At 44.9% G+C, this 13,979-nt stretch carries 18 protein-coding genes; 12 read left to right on the top strand and 6 right to left on the bottom strand.

What is annotated here, in order from left to right; translation table 11 throughout:
* Positions 1–24 precede the first annotated feature (24 nt).
* The 3 genes from DP923_RS07535 (at position 25) to coaD (ending at position 1,992) form a co-directional block, all read left to right on the top strand.
* Complete coding sequence (locus tag DP923_RS07535) at positions 25–510, top strand: NUDIX domain-containing protein (RefSeq protein WP_112305225.1); 486 nt, start codon at positions 25–27, stop codon at positions 508–510.
* 83 nt (positions 511–593) lie between these two features.
* Positions 594–1,481, top strand: a complete 888-nt coding sequence (locus DP923_RS07530; RefSeq protein WP_112305224.1) for a DUF3822 family protein — start codon at positions 594–596, stop codon at positions 1,479–1,481.
* Positions 1,482–1,503: 22 nt separating this feature from the next.
* Entirely contained in the window at positions 1,504–1,992 is a 489-nt protein-coding gene (coaD, locus tag DP923_RS07525) for a pantetheine-phosphate adenylyltransferase (RefSeq protein WP_112305223.1), read from the top strand.
* On the opposite strand, the gene DP923_RS07520 is transcribed toward coaD, so the two are convergent.
* Positions 1,937–2,617 carry an NUDIX hydrolase gene (locus DP923_RS07520; RefSeq protein ID WP_112305222.1) on the bottom strand — a complete coding sequence of 227 codons (681 nt, stop codon included), beginning with the start codon at positions 2,615–2,617 and terminating at the stop codon, positions 1,937–1,939. The genes coaD and DP923_RS07520 overlap by 56 nt on opposite strands.
* Before the next feature lie 107 nt (positions 2,618–2,724).
* Here DP923_RS07520 and pyrE point away from each other — a divergent pair, with 107 nt between their 5' ends.
* Together pyrE and DP923_RS07510 are read left to right on the top strand one after the other, a co-directional pair.
* Positions 2,725–3,363 (top strand): orotate phosphoribosyltransferase, encoded by a 639-nt coding sequence (gene pyrE, locus DP923_RS07515; protein ID WP_112305221.1) that lies wholly within the window; start codon positions 2,725–2,727, stop codon positions 3,361–3,363.
* 423 nt (positions 3,364–3,786) lie between these two features.
* On the top strand, positions 3,787–4,281 hold the full coding sequence (locus tag DP923_RS07510) for a metallophosphoesterase family protein (protein ID WP_112305220.1): 495 nt from the start codon (positions 3,787–3,789) through the stop codon (positions 4,279–4,281).
* Positions 4,282–4,393: 112 nt separating this feature from the next.
* On the opposite strand, the gene DP923_RS07505 is transcribed toward DP923_RS07510, so the two are convergent.
* The gene (locus DP923_RS07505) at positions 4,394–4,576 is read right to left on the bottom strand and encodes a hypothetical protein (protein WP_112305219.1); all 183 of its coding nucleotides are present in this window, start codon (positions 4,574–4,576) and stop codon (positions 4,394–4,396) included.
* Positions 4,577–4,712: 136 nt separating this feature from the next.
* Here DP923_RS07505 and DP923_RS07500 point away from each other — a divergent pair, with 136 nt between their 5' ends.
* From DP923_RS07500 to DP923_RS07485, 4 genes are all read left to right on the top strand, one after another.
* Entirely contained in the window at positions 4,713–5,738 is a 1,026-nt protein-coding gene (locus DP923_RS07500; RefSeq protein ID WP_112305218.1) for a threonine aldolase family protein, read from the top strand.
* A 195-nt stretch (positions 5,739–5,933) separates the two neighbouring features.
* Positions 5,934–6,554 (top strand): DNA-3-methyladenine glycosylase family protein, encoded by a 621-nt coding sequence (locus DP923_RS07495; RefSeq protein ID WP_239020965.1) that lies wholly within the window; start codon positions 5,934–5,936, stop codon positions 6,552–6,554.
* Between the two features lie 153 nt (positions 6,555–6,707).
* A complete protein-coding gene (locus DP923_RS07490) occupies positions 6,708–7,301 on the top strand; it encodes a hypothetical protein (RefSeq protein WP_125047678.1) in 594 nt (197 codons plus the stop codon).
* Positions 7,302–7,449: 148 nt separating this feature from the next.
* Complete coding sequence (locus DP923_RS07485; RefSeq protein WP_112305215.1) at positions 7,450–7,872, top strand: hypothetical protein; 423 nt, start codon at positions 7,450–7,452, stop codon at positions 7,870–7,872.
* Positions 7,873–8,055: 183 nt separating this feature from the next.
* Here the strand turns inward: DP923_RS07485 and DP923_RS07480 are convergent, their stop codons facing one another.
* On the bottom strand, positions 8,056–8,967 hold the full coding sequence (locus tag DP923_RS07480; RefSeq protein WP_112305214.1) for a DUF58 domain-containing protein: 912 nt from the start codon (positions 8,965–8,967) through the stop codon (positions 8,056–8,058).
* Between the two features lie 12 nt (positions 8,968–8,979).
* Complete coding sequence (locus tag DP923_RS07475) at positions 8,980–9,393, bottom strand: septal ring lytic transglycosylase RlpA family protein (RefSeq protein WP_112305213.1); 414 nt, start codon at positions 9,391–9,393, stop codon at positions 8,980–8,982.
* 132 nt (positions 9,394–9,525) lie between these two features.
* Between DP923_RS07475 and DP923_RS07470 the strand changes: the two genes are divergently transcribed.
* Both DP923_RS07470 and ychF read left to right on the top strand, forming a co-directional pair.
* Positions 9,526–9,876: a DUF3276 family protein gene (locus DP923_RS07470; RefSeq protein ID WP_112305212.1), complete on the top strand. Its 351-nt coding sequence runs from the start codon at positions 9,526–9,528 to the stop codon at positions 9,874–9,876.
* 276 nt (positions 9,877–10,152) lie between these two features.
* Positions 10,153–11,250 carry a redox-regulated ATPase YchF gene (gene ychF / locus DP923_RS07465; RefSeq protein WP_112305211.1) on the top strand — a complete coding sequence of 366 codons (1,098 nt, stop codon included), beginning with the start codon at positions 10,153–10,155 and terminating at the stop codon, positions 11,248–11,250.
* Positions 11,251–11,450: 200 nt separating this feature from the next.
* On the opposite strand, the gene DP923_RS07460 is transcribed toward ychF, so the two are convergent.
* Together DP923_RS07460 and DP923_RS07455 are read right to left on the bottom strand one after the other, a co-directional pair.
* Positions 11,451–12,770, bottom strand: coding sequence for a type IX secretion system plug protein (locus DP923_RS07460; RefSeq protein ID WP_112305618.1), 1,320 nt, complete (start codon positions 12,768–12,770; stop codon positions 11,451–11,453).
* A gap of 109 nt (positions 12,771–12,879) precedes the next feature.
* Positions 12,880–13,332 (bottom strand): OsmC family protein, encoded by a 453-nt coding sequence (locus DP923_RS07455; protein WP_112305210.1) that lies wholly within the window; start codon positions 13,330–13,332, stop codon positions 12,880–12,882.
* A 155-nt stretch (positions 13,333–13,487) separates the two neighbouring features.
* On the opposite strand from DP923_RS07455, the gene DP923_RS07450 reads away from it, so the two are divergent.
* Positions 13,488–13,922, top strand: coding sequence for a hypothetical protein (locus DP923_RS07450; RefSeq protein ID WP_112305209.1), 435 nt, complete (start codon positions 13,488–13,490; stop codon positions 13,920–13,922).
* Positions 13,923–13,979 lie beyond the last annotated feature (57 nt).

Here is a 13,979-nt window from a genome sequence, read left to right as displayed (position 1 = left end):
AGTTTACTTTTTGTGCACAATTTTATGAATGAACTAACTCCCCCAGTTGCCCCATATGCCCATCAGTTACGCGTGCGTGTCAGCGGTATCTGCGTGATCGATAAGAAGCTTGTGCTGGCCAAACATGGCAAGACCATTAATAATAAAGCATTCTGGGCACCTCCGGGCGGCGGACTGGAGTTTGGCGAAAAAGTACACGATTGCCTGAAACGGGAGTTTTTAGAAGAAACCGGCATTGAAGTAGAAGTGGTACGTTTCCTGTTCGTAAATGAATTTCTGGAAAATCCGTTGCACGCCATCGAACTGTTTTTTGAGGTGCGGGCTACGGGCGGAAAAATAATTACCGGAACCGACCCGGAAGCCGCTGAGGACGAACAGTTGATTGAAAACGTGCAACTGCTAACCCTGCCCCAGCTCCGCGAAATACCAACCAGCGACAAGCACCGTATTCTGCAGCATTTATTTTCCTTTGATGATCTGTTTGGCATGAGCCATTATTTCAGTAACTGATTTCGTGCTGCCCGATTGGCATATTTTTTTTATACTTGCAGCTACTTTCAACAGCGCTTTTTTCCTGCTTATAATCCAGTACCTTGAACAAGACCAATACGTATTTCCGCTTAGCACATCAGATCCAGGACGAAGCTTTTACTTTGTCGCAGGCCGGTAAATGTAATTTATACTTGTCTGTAAGCCTAAAAAGTATCCGGCTGGCAGTTGCTGATATGGAGCGCAACAAGTTTGTGGTATTAGAGGATTATGAGCTGCTCTCCATTTTTACGCCGCAGCAACTGGCCGAACAGATCAGGCTGATCGCGGCAGAAAATCCTTTGCTGCAGGAACAGCGCTGGCAGTTGGTTCGGGTATCCATTAGCAACCTGCATTTTACACTGGTACCCGAAACGCTCTACGATCCGCTGCATCAATCTGATTATTTAAAGCTGCACAGCAACCTCAACCAAAAGCAGGATCTGGTCTTATCGTACCGGCATAATAGTTTAGGAGCAGTTAACATTTTTGCTGTAGACAGTGCTGTTTACCAAGCTTTGCAACAGGCTTTCCTGGATGCGCCGCTGCAACTGGTACATCAAACCAGTCCGCTTATAAGAAGTATGCTGCACGCAGTGGGCAGAGTAACGCAGCCGCAGCTGTATGCTTTTGTAGAAACTAATTATGTTACAATCTTAGTGATCGGCACAGATGGGTTGGAGTTCTGTAATATTTTTCATTACCTGAGCCCCGAAGATTTTATCTACTACATTGTGTTTGTGATGCAGGAACAGAAGCTAAACCCGGAGCAGGAAACGGTCACGGTGTGGGGCGACATCATGCATGATTCTGCGCTTTTCAATATCCTTAAAAAGTACATCCGGCACGTAAAATTCGGGGAACGCCCTACGGCCATTGAGTATAGCTACAAATTTAACGATCTGTTCGAGCACCGTTACTTTGAGCTATACAGCCTGCACCTTTGCGAATAATCCAAGTATAAATCAGATCAACATGAAAAGAATAGCGCTTTTTCCAGGTTCTTTCGATCCGTTTACGAACGGCCATTACGATGTTGTGATGCGTGGAGCGAAGCTATTTGATGAAGTGATTGTAGCGATCGGAAACAACAGCAGCAAGCAGAGATATATTCCCGTGGATAAAATGGAAAAAGTGATCGCCCGCATTTTCCAGGACCAGCCGAATATCAAAGTACAGTCTTTTAAAGGCCTGACCGCTACGTTTGCCCAGGAAGTTGGCGCGCAGTTTTTACTGCGAGGCCTGCGCAACACCACCGATTTCGAATACGAAAACACCATTGCCCAGGCCAACCGCCACCTCAACCCCGACCTCGAAAGTATATTTATCATTACCTCGCCGTTACTGGCCGCGATCAGCTCCACTATTATCCGTGAAATTCACCGGTTTGGCGGCAACGTGGATGATTTTATACCTTTCCGGTTTTCAGAGATTGAAGGTAATGACGCACCACAAATCGGATAGAAGTATAAGCATCCGGTAAAACTTCCACTACTTCTTCGGGTGTCATCCAGCGCACTTCTTCTATAAACTCCTCGGCTTGCGGCTTCATCAGGCTATCGTCGGAGCAGCTCATCAAGAACCAGTTCGTTTTCTTCAGAATCTTATTGCCTTTGTAAGCATACGAATGCCAGGTAGTGGGCAGCTTATCCAGAATCTCTACCTGAATGTTGCACTCCTCCTCTACCTCACGCAGCGCACCCAGGTCTGTATCTTCTTTTTTGTTGAGTTTCCCTTTCGGTAAATCCCAAACGCCCAGGCGGTAAATCATCAGGATTTTGCCATCTTTTACCACCAGGCCGCCGGCAGCTTTCACGATCTTGAACTGATCTTTGAGGTGATCTGCCAGCTTTTTGTTTTTATCAGTAACAAGGGTCAGGGAATTCAGCTTTTTAAGCTTTTTAACTTCCATCAGCCGCACGATCCGGTCGATCATAGCATTGTCAACGTCTTTTAACAGCACATCGCCGATCAGGTCTTTGGAAGTAAACGTATCTGAAGACTTCAGAATAAGGTCGTATTCGTGTTTGTAAACCTTTTCCGTGGCTTTTTTGATGATCAAAGGAATGTCATTAATGAAAACGTTCATACGTTCGGGTGCCTCGGTTAAGTCAATAATCTCACAAATGAATAAATAAATCGGGTTAAAGAAAACATAGCAGCTTAAAAAGCCTGAATATTTCTGTAAATTCGGCCATGGATTCTACGACAACAGCACACCAGGTAGCCTCTTTCCTGCTCGAAACGGAGGCCGTTAAACTTAGTCCTGCCACGCCATTTAAGTGGAGCAGCGGCTGGAATTCGCCTATTTACTGCGACAACCGCGTTACCCTCTCCTTCCCATATATACGCAGTTACATCAAGCAAGAGTTGGCTGAGTTGATTAAAACTAATTTCCCGGAGGCCGATGCCATTGCCGGTGTAGCCACGGCTGGTATTGCACAAGGCGGATTAGTAGCCGATCTGCTGGAAATGCCGTTCCTGTATGTTCGGCCTGAGCCAAAGAAACATGGCATGGGCAACCAGATAGAAGGCAAGCTGCTGGCTGGCCAAAAAGTGGTGCTGGTAGAAGACCTTATCTCGACGGGTGGAAGCTCGCTGAAGGCTGCTGAAGCGGTACGTGCTGCGGGTGCCGAAGTAATCGGGATGGCTGCTATTTTTACCTACGGATTTATACTTGCTGAAGAGAACTTTAAGAAGGCCGGTATTCCGCTTTACTGCCTGAGTAATTACAATGCCCTTACCGAAGCTGCGCTGCAGAACGGATATATTGCAGAAGCTGAAATGGAGGCTTTGGCCAAATGGCGTACATCTCCTGAAACCTGGGGTGTTTGATGGATGATGGAATTGTTGAAGGCTTAATGGTTGAAGTATAGAGTTCTACCGCAAGTTTGAGCGCAGCGGTAACTTGTGGTGGTGCATTACGCAAGTATTCTACTTGCTCCGAAATCCTTCGGGATCTGCGACATTTCTGCCAGAGCAGAAAATTACGCGTGCAGAAATCGTTATTGAGTTTGGTCGTGCTGTATTGCAACTTGCTACCAGGATCCTTTCAGGATGACGAAACGGGAAATCCAGTTCTTATACTTCAGGAGCAATAACTAAAGTATAAGCATCTGCCATACTTGCTTTTGCAAAAGCAAAGAAGTTGAAAACGTCTAGCCATACACAACCACAAGTTGCCGCTGTGCTAAAACTTGCTGCAGAACTTAGGTTTATACTTCAACAATCAGCCATATAACAATAAAAGTCCTGAACATGAAAATAGCCTTGCTTTCCGATACCCATTCTTACCTCGACGACCAGATTTTAAGGCTGCTGGATGGCTGCGACGAAGTATGGCATGCCGGCGATTTCGGGACGATTGAGGTATCGGATAGGTTAAGTAAGGTAGCTCCAGTACGTGGCGTATATGGCAATATTGACGGGCAGGATGTGCGGGTGGTTCATCCAAAAGTGCTTCGGTTTAATGCCAATGGACTGGACGTGCTGATGACGCACATTGGCGGTTATCCCGGCAAATACCACCCGGACGTAAGGCAAAGTATAAAAGACAATCCTCCGAAATTATTTATCACCGGCCACTCACACATACTTAAAGTGATGCCGGATAAAAGTATCGGTTTATTGCATCTGAACCCGGGTGCAGCGGGCAAACATGGCTTCCATCAGGTGCGGACCATGATGCGTTTCTCGATTATCGACGGCAAGATACAGGATTTGCAGGTAATCGAGCTGGGGAAAAGGGCATAAAAAAAGTATGCCTGCGGAACAAGCATACTTCTGAAGATCTTTCTAAAACCCACCACCCGAAGCTTTCACAGCGTTGGCAGGCAGATGGTTTTACTTTGTCGTAAAAACAGAATTAAGCAGCAGCTTCTTCTTCAACTTGCTTATTCTTAGGAGCTTCGCCGAACTGAGCACGCAGCTCGTCCATGTCAACGTTTTTGATAACTGGCGTTAACAACAATTGCTTAATTCTCGCTACTCTGTTGTTTGCTCTTGCCTTATTTTTACGGTCTTTTCTTTTAAGTCTAGTAACTCCCATCGGTGCAATGTTTAAATTTGATGGGCAAAAGTAAGTTTTTATTTTAACAAAGTAAAGTATTTCCGGGAGTATGTTTAAATTTCGTTCCCGGAGGCTATACTGCCTCACCTTCTAAACCGGCTCAACGAACTAAAGTATGAAACACGTAATTGATTTCCGCTCCGATACCGTAACCAAACCAACGCCTGCCATGCTGGAGGCCATGTTTGCCGCACAGGTGGGCGATGATGTGTATGGCGAAGACCCGACCATTAATGCACTGGAGGCCAAAGCAGCCGCTATGTTCGGGATGGAAGCCGGCCTCTTCTGCCCTTCCGGCACCATGACAAACCAGATCGCCATCAAAGCACATACGCAACCGCTTACCGAAGTGATCTGCGACGTAACAGCCCATATTTACCAGTACGAAGGCGGTGGCATTTCTTTTAACTCCGGCGCATCGGTAGCGCTGATACACGGTAACAGGGGAAAAATAACACCACAGCAGGTAGAAGCCCATATTCGCCCGGCGGATAATATCCATTTCCCGGAAACCAGATTGGTGGCCCTTGAAAATACCTGTAACAAAGGCGGCGGCGCATTTTATACATTACCCGAAATTGCAGCCATATCCGACGTATGCAAATGCCATAACCTGGCGCTGCATTTAGATGGCGCGCGTGTTTTTAATGCGTTGGTTGCATCCGGTGAGGACGCAAAAAATTACGGTTTATATTTTGATAGCATTTCCATTTGCCTGTCTAAAGGTTTGGGAGCGCCGGTAGGTTCTGTTTTGTTGGGCACCAAGGATTTTATCAAGCAAAGTAAGCGCATCCGTAAGGTTTTAGGAGGCGGCATTCGTCAGGGCGGTTACCTGGCCGCAGCGGGAATCTACGCCTTAGACCATCATGTAGAACGCCTCACTGAAGACCATGCGAAAGCAAAGCTTTTAGAAAAAACGCTGCTGGAAGCTGGTTATGTAGAGAGCGTACTTTCCGTAGAAACCAACATTGTTATTTTCAAGCTGAATGAGAAGTATACCGATGCCGCTTTTGTAGCCGCACTGGCCCAGCAAGGTATAGCCGCTTCAAGTTTTGGTCCGCAAATGATCCGGTTTGTAACGCACCTCGATATTTCCGATGACATGTTGGAGCGCACGCTGGAAATGTTGAAGAAACTGTAGAATGGCATTTGTAGGGATAGGTCGCGACCTGTCCGCACGATGACTGTTTTACAAAGCATAAATTATACATTCGGGTAAATTCTGTGTATCTTTTTTATCCTGAAAATCCTGGGGAAGGTACCCTGATAAAGATAGAAAATTATCAGGAACGATTCGGACAGGTCGCGACCTGTCCCTACAAATAAATCTATAACTATGGCGTTTACCTCTTCTCCTGAAATAATGGAAGTACTTAGTAAAGACACGGTAATACTTTCCATTATCAGGGACGGTAAACCGCTTACTTCTTCCGCATCCGAAGATCTATACTTTCAATTGCTGAGTTCTATTGTTTCGCAGCAGTTGAGTACCAAAGCGGCCGCTACTATTTTTAAGCGTTTTACAGCTTTATTTCCGGACAACTACCCACATCCCGAACTTTTGCTGCAAGCGCCCGATGAGACGCTTCGCGGTGCCGGTTTGTCGTTTCAAAAGATTGGGTATGTGCGTAACGTAGCCGCTTTTGCCCAAGCCGGAAACCTGGACCATACCACCATCAGCTCGCTCGAAGATGAGCCTTTAATTAAGCACCTGACACAAATTAAAGGCGTAGGCCGCTGGACCGTAGAAATGCTGCTGATGTTTGCGCTGGAACGACCAGACGTTTTCCCAGTGGATGACCTGGGTATACAAAACGCTATGAAACGCCACTACAAACTGGAAGAAACCGGAAAAGCCTTGCGCCTGAAGATGGTAGAAATTGCCGAGAACTGGCGCCCTTACCGCACCATTGCCAGCAAATATTTGTGGCAGTCCTTGGATAACATGCCGAAGTAAGAAATTTAGACTTTTAGGGTTAAGAATAATTTTCTATATTTCTTCTGCAGTAAAAAGGATTAGGCATAATAAGCTTTTAAGGCTATATATAATGCCAATAACCGTATGTTTACGCTTTTCCAGTAGTTGGCAGCAAGCAATAAGAACAAAAGAATGGCATGGTTACCAATGTATTTGGCGCAACAAGACGTTGAGCTACTAAACAACTGGCTCAATAAAGCAGAGGAGCTGGCATTTCTCATTTCAAACGGAAACAGAAAATGGGTTGCCAAAAAAGAACACGGCATAAGTACAGATTTAGCCTCCCAGAAATCAGGATTGGGCTATGTAGAGTATAAATTGTGGCATGTACCTTCTGGACCGTTACCACTTCTGGATTTGTATTCAGAAGCAAGCACACAAATAACAGACCCGTGGGCAGGATGGACAGAAATAAGGCCAGGAGCCAATACTGCTATTCCTTATTTCGGCGCGGGTTATCCTGGTGTAATTCACCTTGAAATCAAAATTGCGGACGAAGGCGAAGTTCCTATATCTAACTTTGGTTGGATAGGCAATCACTACAGGATAATCGGAAACGGTGCCGACAAAACGACGGAGAAGTTCTGGAATAAACTGAAACGCATGGCTAAAATGGAAGCGACACAAATTCCAAGATGCAATGACTCCAGAGGGAAAAAAGAAATTTATGCTTTCCCAACAGCTTATCAAGAAATAGAAAATGGGCGTCTTTGCTCACTAAACTAAAAAGAAATGCCTACTGCTAACATTATATAAAAATCATGCTTCGGCCGACGGCCTTGCACGTTTTTTATACTAACCGTTGTGCTGTAGTTAGATTACAGTGCAACCAGTTATTAATATATAGGCTCAGTAATTATAAAAGATAATAATTATGAAAAATCAATTAAAGTTAGTGTGTCTCCTATCGCTACTGCTCTTGAGTTGTAAGAAAGAAGAATTGAGTAAGACCTTAGACTTTGAGCAGTTTACAATTGATGTACCATCTAACTGGGAAAGCTTTACAAGCCAGGGTATTGATTCAAAAACTGGAGGCATAACGAATGGAAAGGATAAATTAGACTATGACTATGGTTGGTATTCCTATAATTTCAAGAATGAAACCACAGCTACACATATTCGAATTACAACTACCATTGATGGAAAGCCTGCCTTGATAGTAAAACCTATAGAGAAAGGAAAAGGCATTATAGGTGTATTCATTCAAGTAGATAGCCAGAACAAATTGAGTCTTTATGGTAGAGACATCAAAAATGAAGACACTTTGATGAAAATTTTCGATTCTATTAAGTTCTAAAAGAAGGGTAGAAAACAATCGCTTAACAAAGCACATGAGCAAAGCTTCAGCTGAAAGCCTCGCTCACCTCATGTACGAGTACTGTTGGTGTGAAAACAGTTATGAATTGGAAAAAGAATTTATAAAAGCTGGTCTGAGAGCAGCAGCATATTATGTTATTGGATTTGCAATAGCATGGGTAGCCTATCTCACTTTCGCCCGCTTCACCAAATAGGAATACAGCACTTTATCAAACGGTTCGCTGATATCAACGGGTACAAAATCGATTTTATACTGGCCGCATTTCAGCGCGAAATCCTGTTTAAACTTCTCAACGGCACTTCGGTAATGGTCGCGTACCTGGGATGGTTGCAATTTCAGTTCCTGGCCGGTTTCCATGTCCACAAATACATAAGGCCGCTCGGCAAAATCAAACTCCTCCTCTGTTTTGCGGTCCATCACATGGAAAATAAGTACTTCGTGTTTCTGGTGTTTTAAGTGCTGTAGGGCTGCAAAAATGGCTTCGCTGTCGTCGTGGTGGCTCAGCATATCCGAGAAAAGTATAACCAGCGAGCGCTTCGGAATTTGCTGCGCGATCTGGTGGATTACGTCGGCCACGTTGGTATCGCTGGCTACCGGTTGGCGCTCCAATTGCTGTTGCAGCAATAACAACAAGGTATGCAAATGTGAGGAAGTAGAACGAACCGGAGTTTGCAATTGAATGGCATCTGCAAAGGTAACCAGGCCTACGGCATCGCGCTGCCTTCTTAAAAGCGTAGCCAACGCGCCAGAACAAAGTGCCGAAAAAGTTAGTTTGCCGTTATTCTCGGTCGGGTAATACATCGAAGCCGACACATCCAGCAGAATATGCGTGCGCAGGTTGGTTTCTTCTTCGTAGCGTTTTACAAAAAGCTTGTCGGTGCGGGCAAAAACTTTCCAGTCGATGTGGCGGGTGCTATCGCCGCTGTTATAAAGGCGGTGCTCCGAAAACTCCACCGAAAACCCGTGGTATGGCGATTGGTGCAGACCTGTAATAAAGCCCTCTACCAGTTGCTTTGCCAGAAATTCCATGTTCTCGAATTGCTGCACATCGGCAAGGGTAAGGGGCTTTTTCATGTCCGGAGGAAATTATTTGGTAATAGCGTCTCCTTCCGTAACGGCTGGCGGCGCAGCTTGTTGTTCGGTTTCCTCTCCTATTGCATGTGTAAGTTTAACAGTGCCGTAGCCAGCCCTGATAATATCGATCTGTTTGGCTGCTGCTTTGGAAAGGTCGATGATGTTGTGACGGTTGCGGGCCATGCGGTCGTTGATCTTAACTACTACACTTTTGCCGTTTTTAAGGTTGGTAACACGCACTTTGGTATTGAAAGGAAGGGTGGCGTGCGCGGCCGTAAGCAATGTTTTGTTGTAGCGTTCGCCGTTTGCGGTGCGGTGTCCCTGCATCCGATCGGAATAAAAAGAGGCCTTGCCCTCTGCTATATAACTGGCCGAACTACCGGTTACCGAAAGCCATAAAAGTAATAGAATTGAACATAAATTCATGCTATACTAGTTTGGTACATCGGCAAATATAAGAGAAAATAATTTAACCAATTTTAAATTCAAAAATTTTTATATATCAGAACTATATCCTACTTTTAGGTTCATTAAGTTGAATTTAACGTCTATTAAACGGTGGAAGAGAACAACGAAAAAGCAGAAATTTATTCCCAAAGAGTAAGAGCCGGGAAGAGAACGTATTTCTTTGATGTAAAATCAACTCGCTCAAACGACTATTATGTGACCATAACAGAGAGCAAGCGAAAGTTTAAAGATGAGACTTTCTCTTATGAGAAACACAAGATCTTTTTGTACAAAGAAGATTTTGCCAAATTTCTGGAAGCCCTGCAGGAAACTGTGGAGCACGTTAAATCTGAATTGCTAACGGAAGAAGCCCTCGCCTCGCTAGAAAATCCGCTGCCAATCGGCGAAGAAGTGGAAGTGGAACCAGCAACTTCTTTCAACGAAGAATTGAAGTGGGAATAACCCTCCCGCATCCCTTATAAATACGGAGCCTGTGGTATCACCATGGGCTTTTTTAGTTTTATACTTTCCAGTTGCTGTACCAAAGTATAACCAACTGGTTTCAGATTTATACTTGCTCCTACCCTTCCTGCAAAGTATATAGATGACCGTTTATACTTTGTTCGAAGCTGTTTTATACTTTGAATGGCGATTTCGGATGGAAAGGTTTTGGTTTTATACTTAGAAGAATAAACAAAAACCGTATCTTTGCGGCCTGTAAATTAACGCTAAATATCAATGGGACTAAGATGCGGAATTGTAGGATTGCCAAATGTAGGCAAGTCTACGCTGTTTAACGCTATTTCGAACGCTAAGGCAGAATCTGCCAACTATCCTTTTTGCACCATAGAACCAAACGTAGGCATTATTACCGTGCCCGATGAGCGTTTGCAGATATTGGAAGAACTGGTACACCCGGAACGCGTGCTGCCAACCGTCATCGAGTTTGTGGATATTGCAGGCCTTGTAAAAGGCGCAAGCAAAGGCGAAGGCCTGGGCAACAAATTCCTGGCAAACATCCGGGAGGTTGATGCCATTATACATGTGGTGCGCTGCTTCGAAGACCCGAATATTGTACACGTAGCCGGTAAAGTTGATCCTATTTCTGACAAAGAAATTATTGATACCGAGTTGCAGTTAAAAGACCTGGATTCTGTAGAGAAAAAGCTTTTAAAAGTACAGCGTTCGGCCAAAGCCGGCGATGCCAAAGCAAAAAAAGAATTCGCGAGTTTAGAAAAGTATAAAAACCACCTCGAAGCCGGTCTGAACGTGCGCAGCCTGGATGTGACCGAAGACGACAAAGAAGCCGTTGCCGACCTGAACTTACTGACTGAAAAACCAGTGATTTACGCAGCTAACGTAGACGAAGACTCGATGAACGATGGCAACGAGTTTTCTAAAACGCTTGCCGAACACGTGAAGAATGAAAACACGCAGGTAGTACTGATCTCGGCCTCTATCGAAGCACAGATTGCAGAACTAACCGAGCCGGAAGAAAAAGAAATGTTTCTGGCAGAGTATGGCCTGAAAGAGTCTGGCTTAAATAAACTAATCCGGGCCTCTTACGAATTGCTTAACCTGGTAACGTACTTTACCGCTGGTGTAAAAGAAGTACGCGCCTGGACAATTGAAAAAGGCTGGAAAGCTCCACAAGCTGCCGGCGTCATCCACACCGATTTTGAGAAAGGCTTTATTCGTGCGGAAGTTATTAAACTAGCTGATTACCAGGAATACAAATCAGAAGCGAAAATTAAAGAAGCCGGTAAAATGGCCGTAGAAGGAAAAGAATACGTGGTACAGGATGGTGATATCATGCACTTCCGTTTCAACGTGTAAGTTTATAACTCATACTTTATAAAAGAGAAAAGGCTGGTTTAAGTACCGGCCTTTTCTCTTTTATACTTGATTCCTATTTTCTGTTGAAGAAAAACCCGCCGTTATTGGTGTTTTCATCGACAACCATGCTATCACAAAAAGGTGCTTGCTGGTGAAAACACACAGCAAGGGCAACTAAGACAATTATTTTATACGTGCAGCTATTTCCTGTTGAAGAAAAACTCTTCGTACCCGATCAGCAGATCTGCTCTTGTTCCGGGTGGGCGGTAGTATACTAATATATCGTAGGTATTATCTGTCTGGAAATGGCTGCCTTCAAAGTAACTGGCGTCGGCTTCGCCAGCGCCGCTTGGTTTCAACGTATAATAGTAATTGTAGTAACCTTGTTTCAGGAGCATGCGGCCGTTGTAAGTTTGTGATTCTGCGTTATACTTCATACGGCTTTCTTCTGTCAGTTGCCAGTTGGTGAGTTCGCCTAAAATATACACGCTGCCCGGCGCTTCGCTTTCTGATTTCAACTCAAAATCAACCCAGGTATAATCTGCATTTACGATGGCATTGCCATACTCGCGGTTACCAAAGATCTGCTTGCCGTTGATGTCCGGGTCCTGGCTGTATACCTCGCTCTGGCGGCTCTGGTCTTGCTCTAATGTTACCTGCACCGGGTTTACTTCCAGGTTTACGTTGCTTACGCCAATGCCACGGTAGCGTATACTTCTGGTATCGAATGGGCGGAACTCGCTTAAGCCTTTAAAATTCTCTTTTGGCTCGAAGAACACATATTCCAGCCTGCGCTGCGCATCCCGTACAAAAGTGGGACGTGGGTAGTTTTTAGCATTGTCCCAGCGGTGGTTCTGGCGCATCACTACTTTCACTTCCTGCGATGGGTTTACGATCGGGTAATCGTTATAAAAGATATTAAACTCTACCTGCTGGCGAGATTCCCGGCCACCCGGCCCTACCGGTGCGCCTAGTTTGGCTGTTACCGATACCGCTTTTTCATAGACCATAAACCGCTTGGTTAGCAACAAACCGCCGCCCTCTTCCTGCACCTGAACCAGGTAATTGCCACTTAATTTTACGCGCGGCAACCTGAACCGGTAGTGCACAAACGGCACACGCGTGTTCACTGAATTCTGAACATCGGTGATGAAAAACTCATTAAAATCGTTCAGGTATTGTGTTTCGTTTAAGCCCGATGGTGTCCAGTTGGCGTTGCAGTGAATCAGTTTAGCTACCAAACGCTGCGGCCCCATGTTCAACCTATCAAACTCCAGCATGACAGGTCGCTCTTGGCTTATCGAGATCACGGCTGGTTCCAAAACTTCTTCTTGTCCGCCGGTGGCTGCATACAGTTGTACCGATTTTATACTTTGGTTATAAGTATAATCTTCATAGCGAAGCGGCACTTGGGCTACACCACTGCTGCTTTGCCCCTGCTGCTCAATCGGAACGCAGCCATAAAGGCCACCGGCAAGTATGGATGCCAGTAAATAGGTATAAAGTTTTTTGTGTGTCATGCTGAATTGCTGTTTCCCACACCGGTCTGGTTGCAGGAACATATACTTGATTTGCAGCTAAGATAAGAAAATGTTGCGCTGAAATACGAATGGCTTCAAGATTCCGGTTTTATACTTCATCCAATAAAACAGATGAAATGGCAATACCGGCCTGCAATGTTTTCTGAACCGGACAACGCGACGAAATCTGTTCTAAACGCTGTTTTTGTTCTGGCGTAAGATCACCTACAAACCGAATTTGCTTTTTAATATGGCTGAGCTTTGCATTGTCGTCCTGGCAATTGGCGCAGTCATTGGGGTGGCGGCGTTCGTGGCTTAAGTATACTTCTACCAGTTCGAGCGGCCAGTTTTTACGTTGCGCATACATCTGTACCGTTATGGCTGTGCAGGCACCCAAGGCACTCAGAATATGGTCGTAAGGGTTTAAGCTTCCATGCTGTACTCCTTCTACTGATTCATCTATCTGTATACGTTGGTTGCCAACTGCAATATTGGCTACTAGGGCATTGTTGCCTGCCACACGTACCGTTACAACTCCGGGGTTTACTGATTCTTCTGCCATTTTATACTTGCGTTTAATAAAGTATAAGCCGATTCGGGTGGAAAGGTTTTTATACTTCTTACCAAAGCAATACAGGCAACAGGCGTAATATTCGGAAATTGGTGTATTTTTGCCTGACTTAGAAACTCTTCTTTCACCTTTAAAACTATTAAAAAATGTATACAGGTTTACAGCATCTGCATTCGTACCTGGCTTATCTGGTTATTGCAGGCCTTCTGGTTGCCATTATCGGTGCCTTTATGGGCAGCTCCGGCAACAAACCATTTACCGACAGCAACCGCAAAATGGCTTTGTTAGGTTTGATCCCGACGCACCTGCAATGGGTTATCGGCCTGATTTTATACTTTGTTTCTCCGCTTGGGATGTCAAATTTTTCAGGGCCAAACATGAAAGATTCGGTAGCCAGACTTTATATGCTGGAGCACCCACTGATGATGATCCTGGCCGTTATACTGATTACAATTGGTTATGCGCGAGCAAAACGCTCGATCGGAAGTAATAAAGGCTTCCGTAACATTTACATTTTTTACGGCATCGGTCTGATTCTTATACTTGCCCGTATTCCCTGGAACGCGTGGCCTGGTAACTAAGCCCAGCTTATCCTAAAAAAAGCCCTGCCAATTACGTTTGGCAGGGCTTTTTTTATA

The organism is Pontibacter arcticus (assembly GCF_003284895.1).
Taxonomy (GTDB): domain Bacteria; phylum Bacteroidota; class Bacteroidia; order Cytophagales; family Hymenobacteraceae; genus Pontibacter; species Pontibacter arcticus.
The sequence above is the reverse complement of the archived record's forward strand: the minus strand, read 5'-3'. Positions and strand labels throughout refer to the sequence as shown.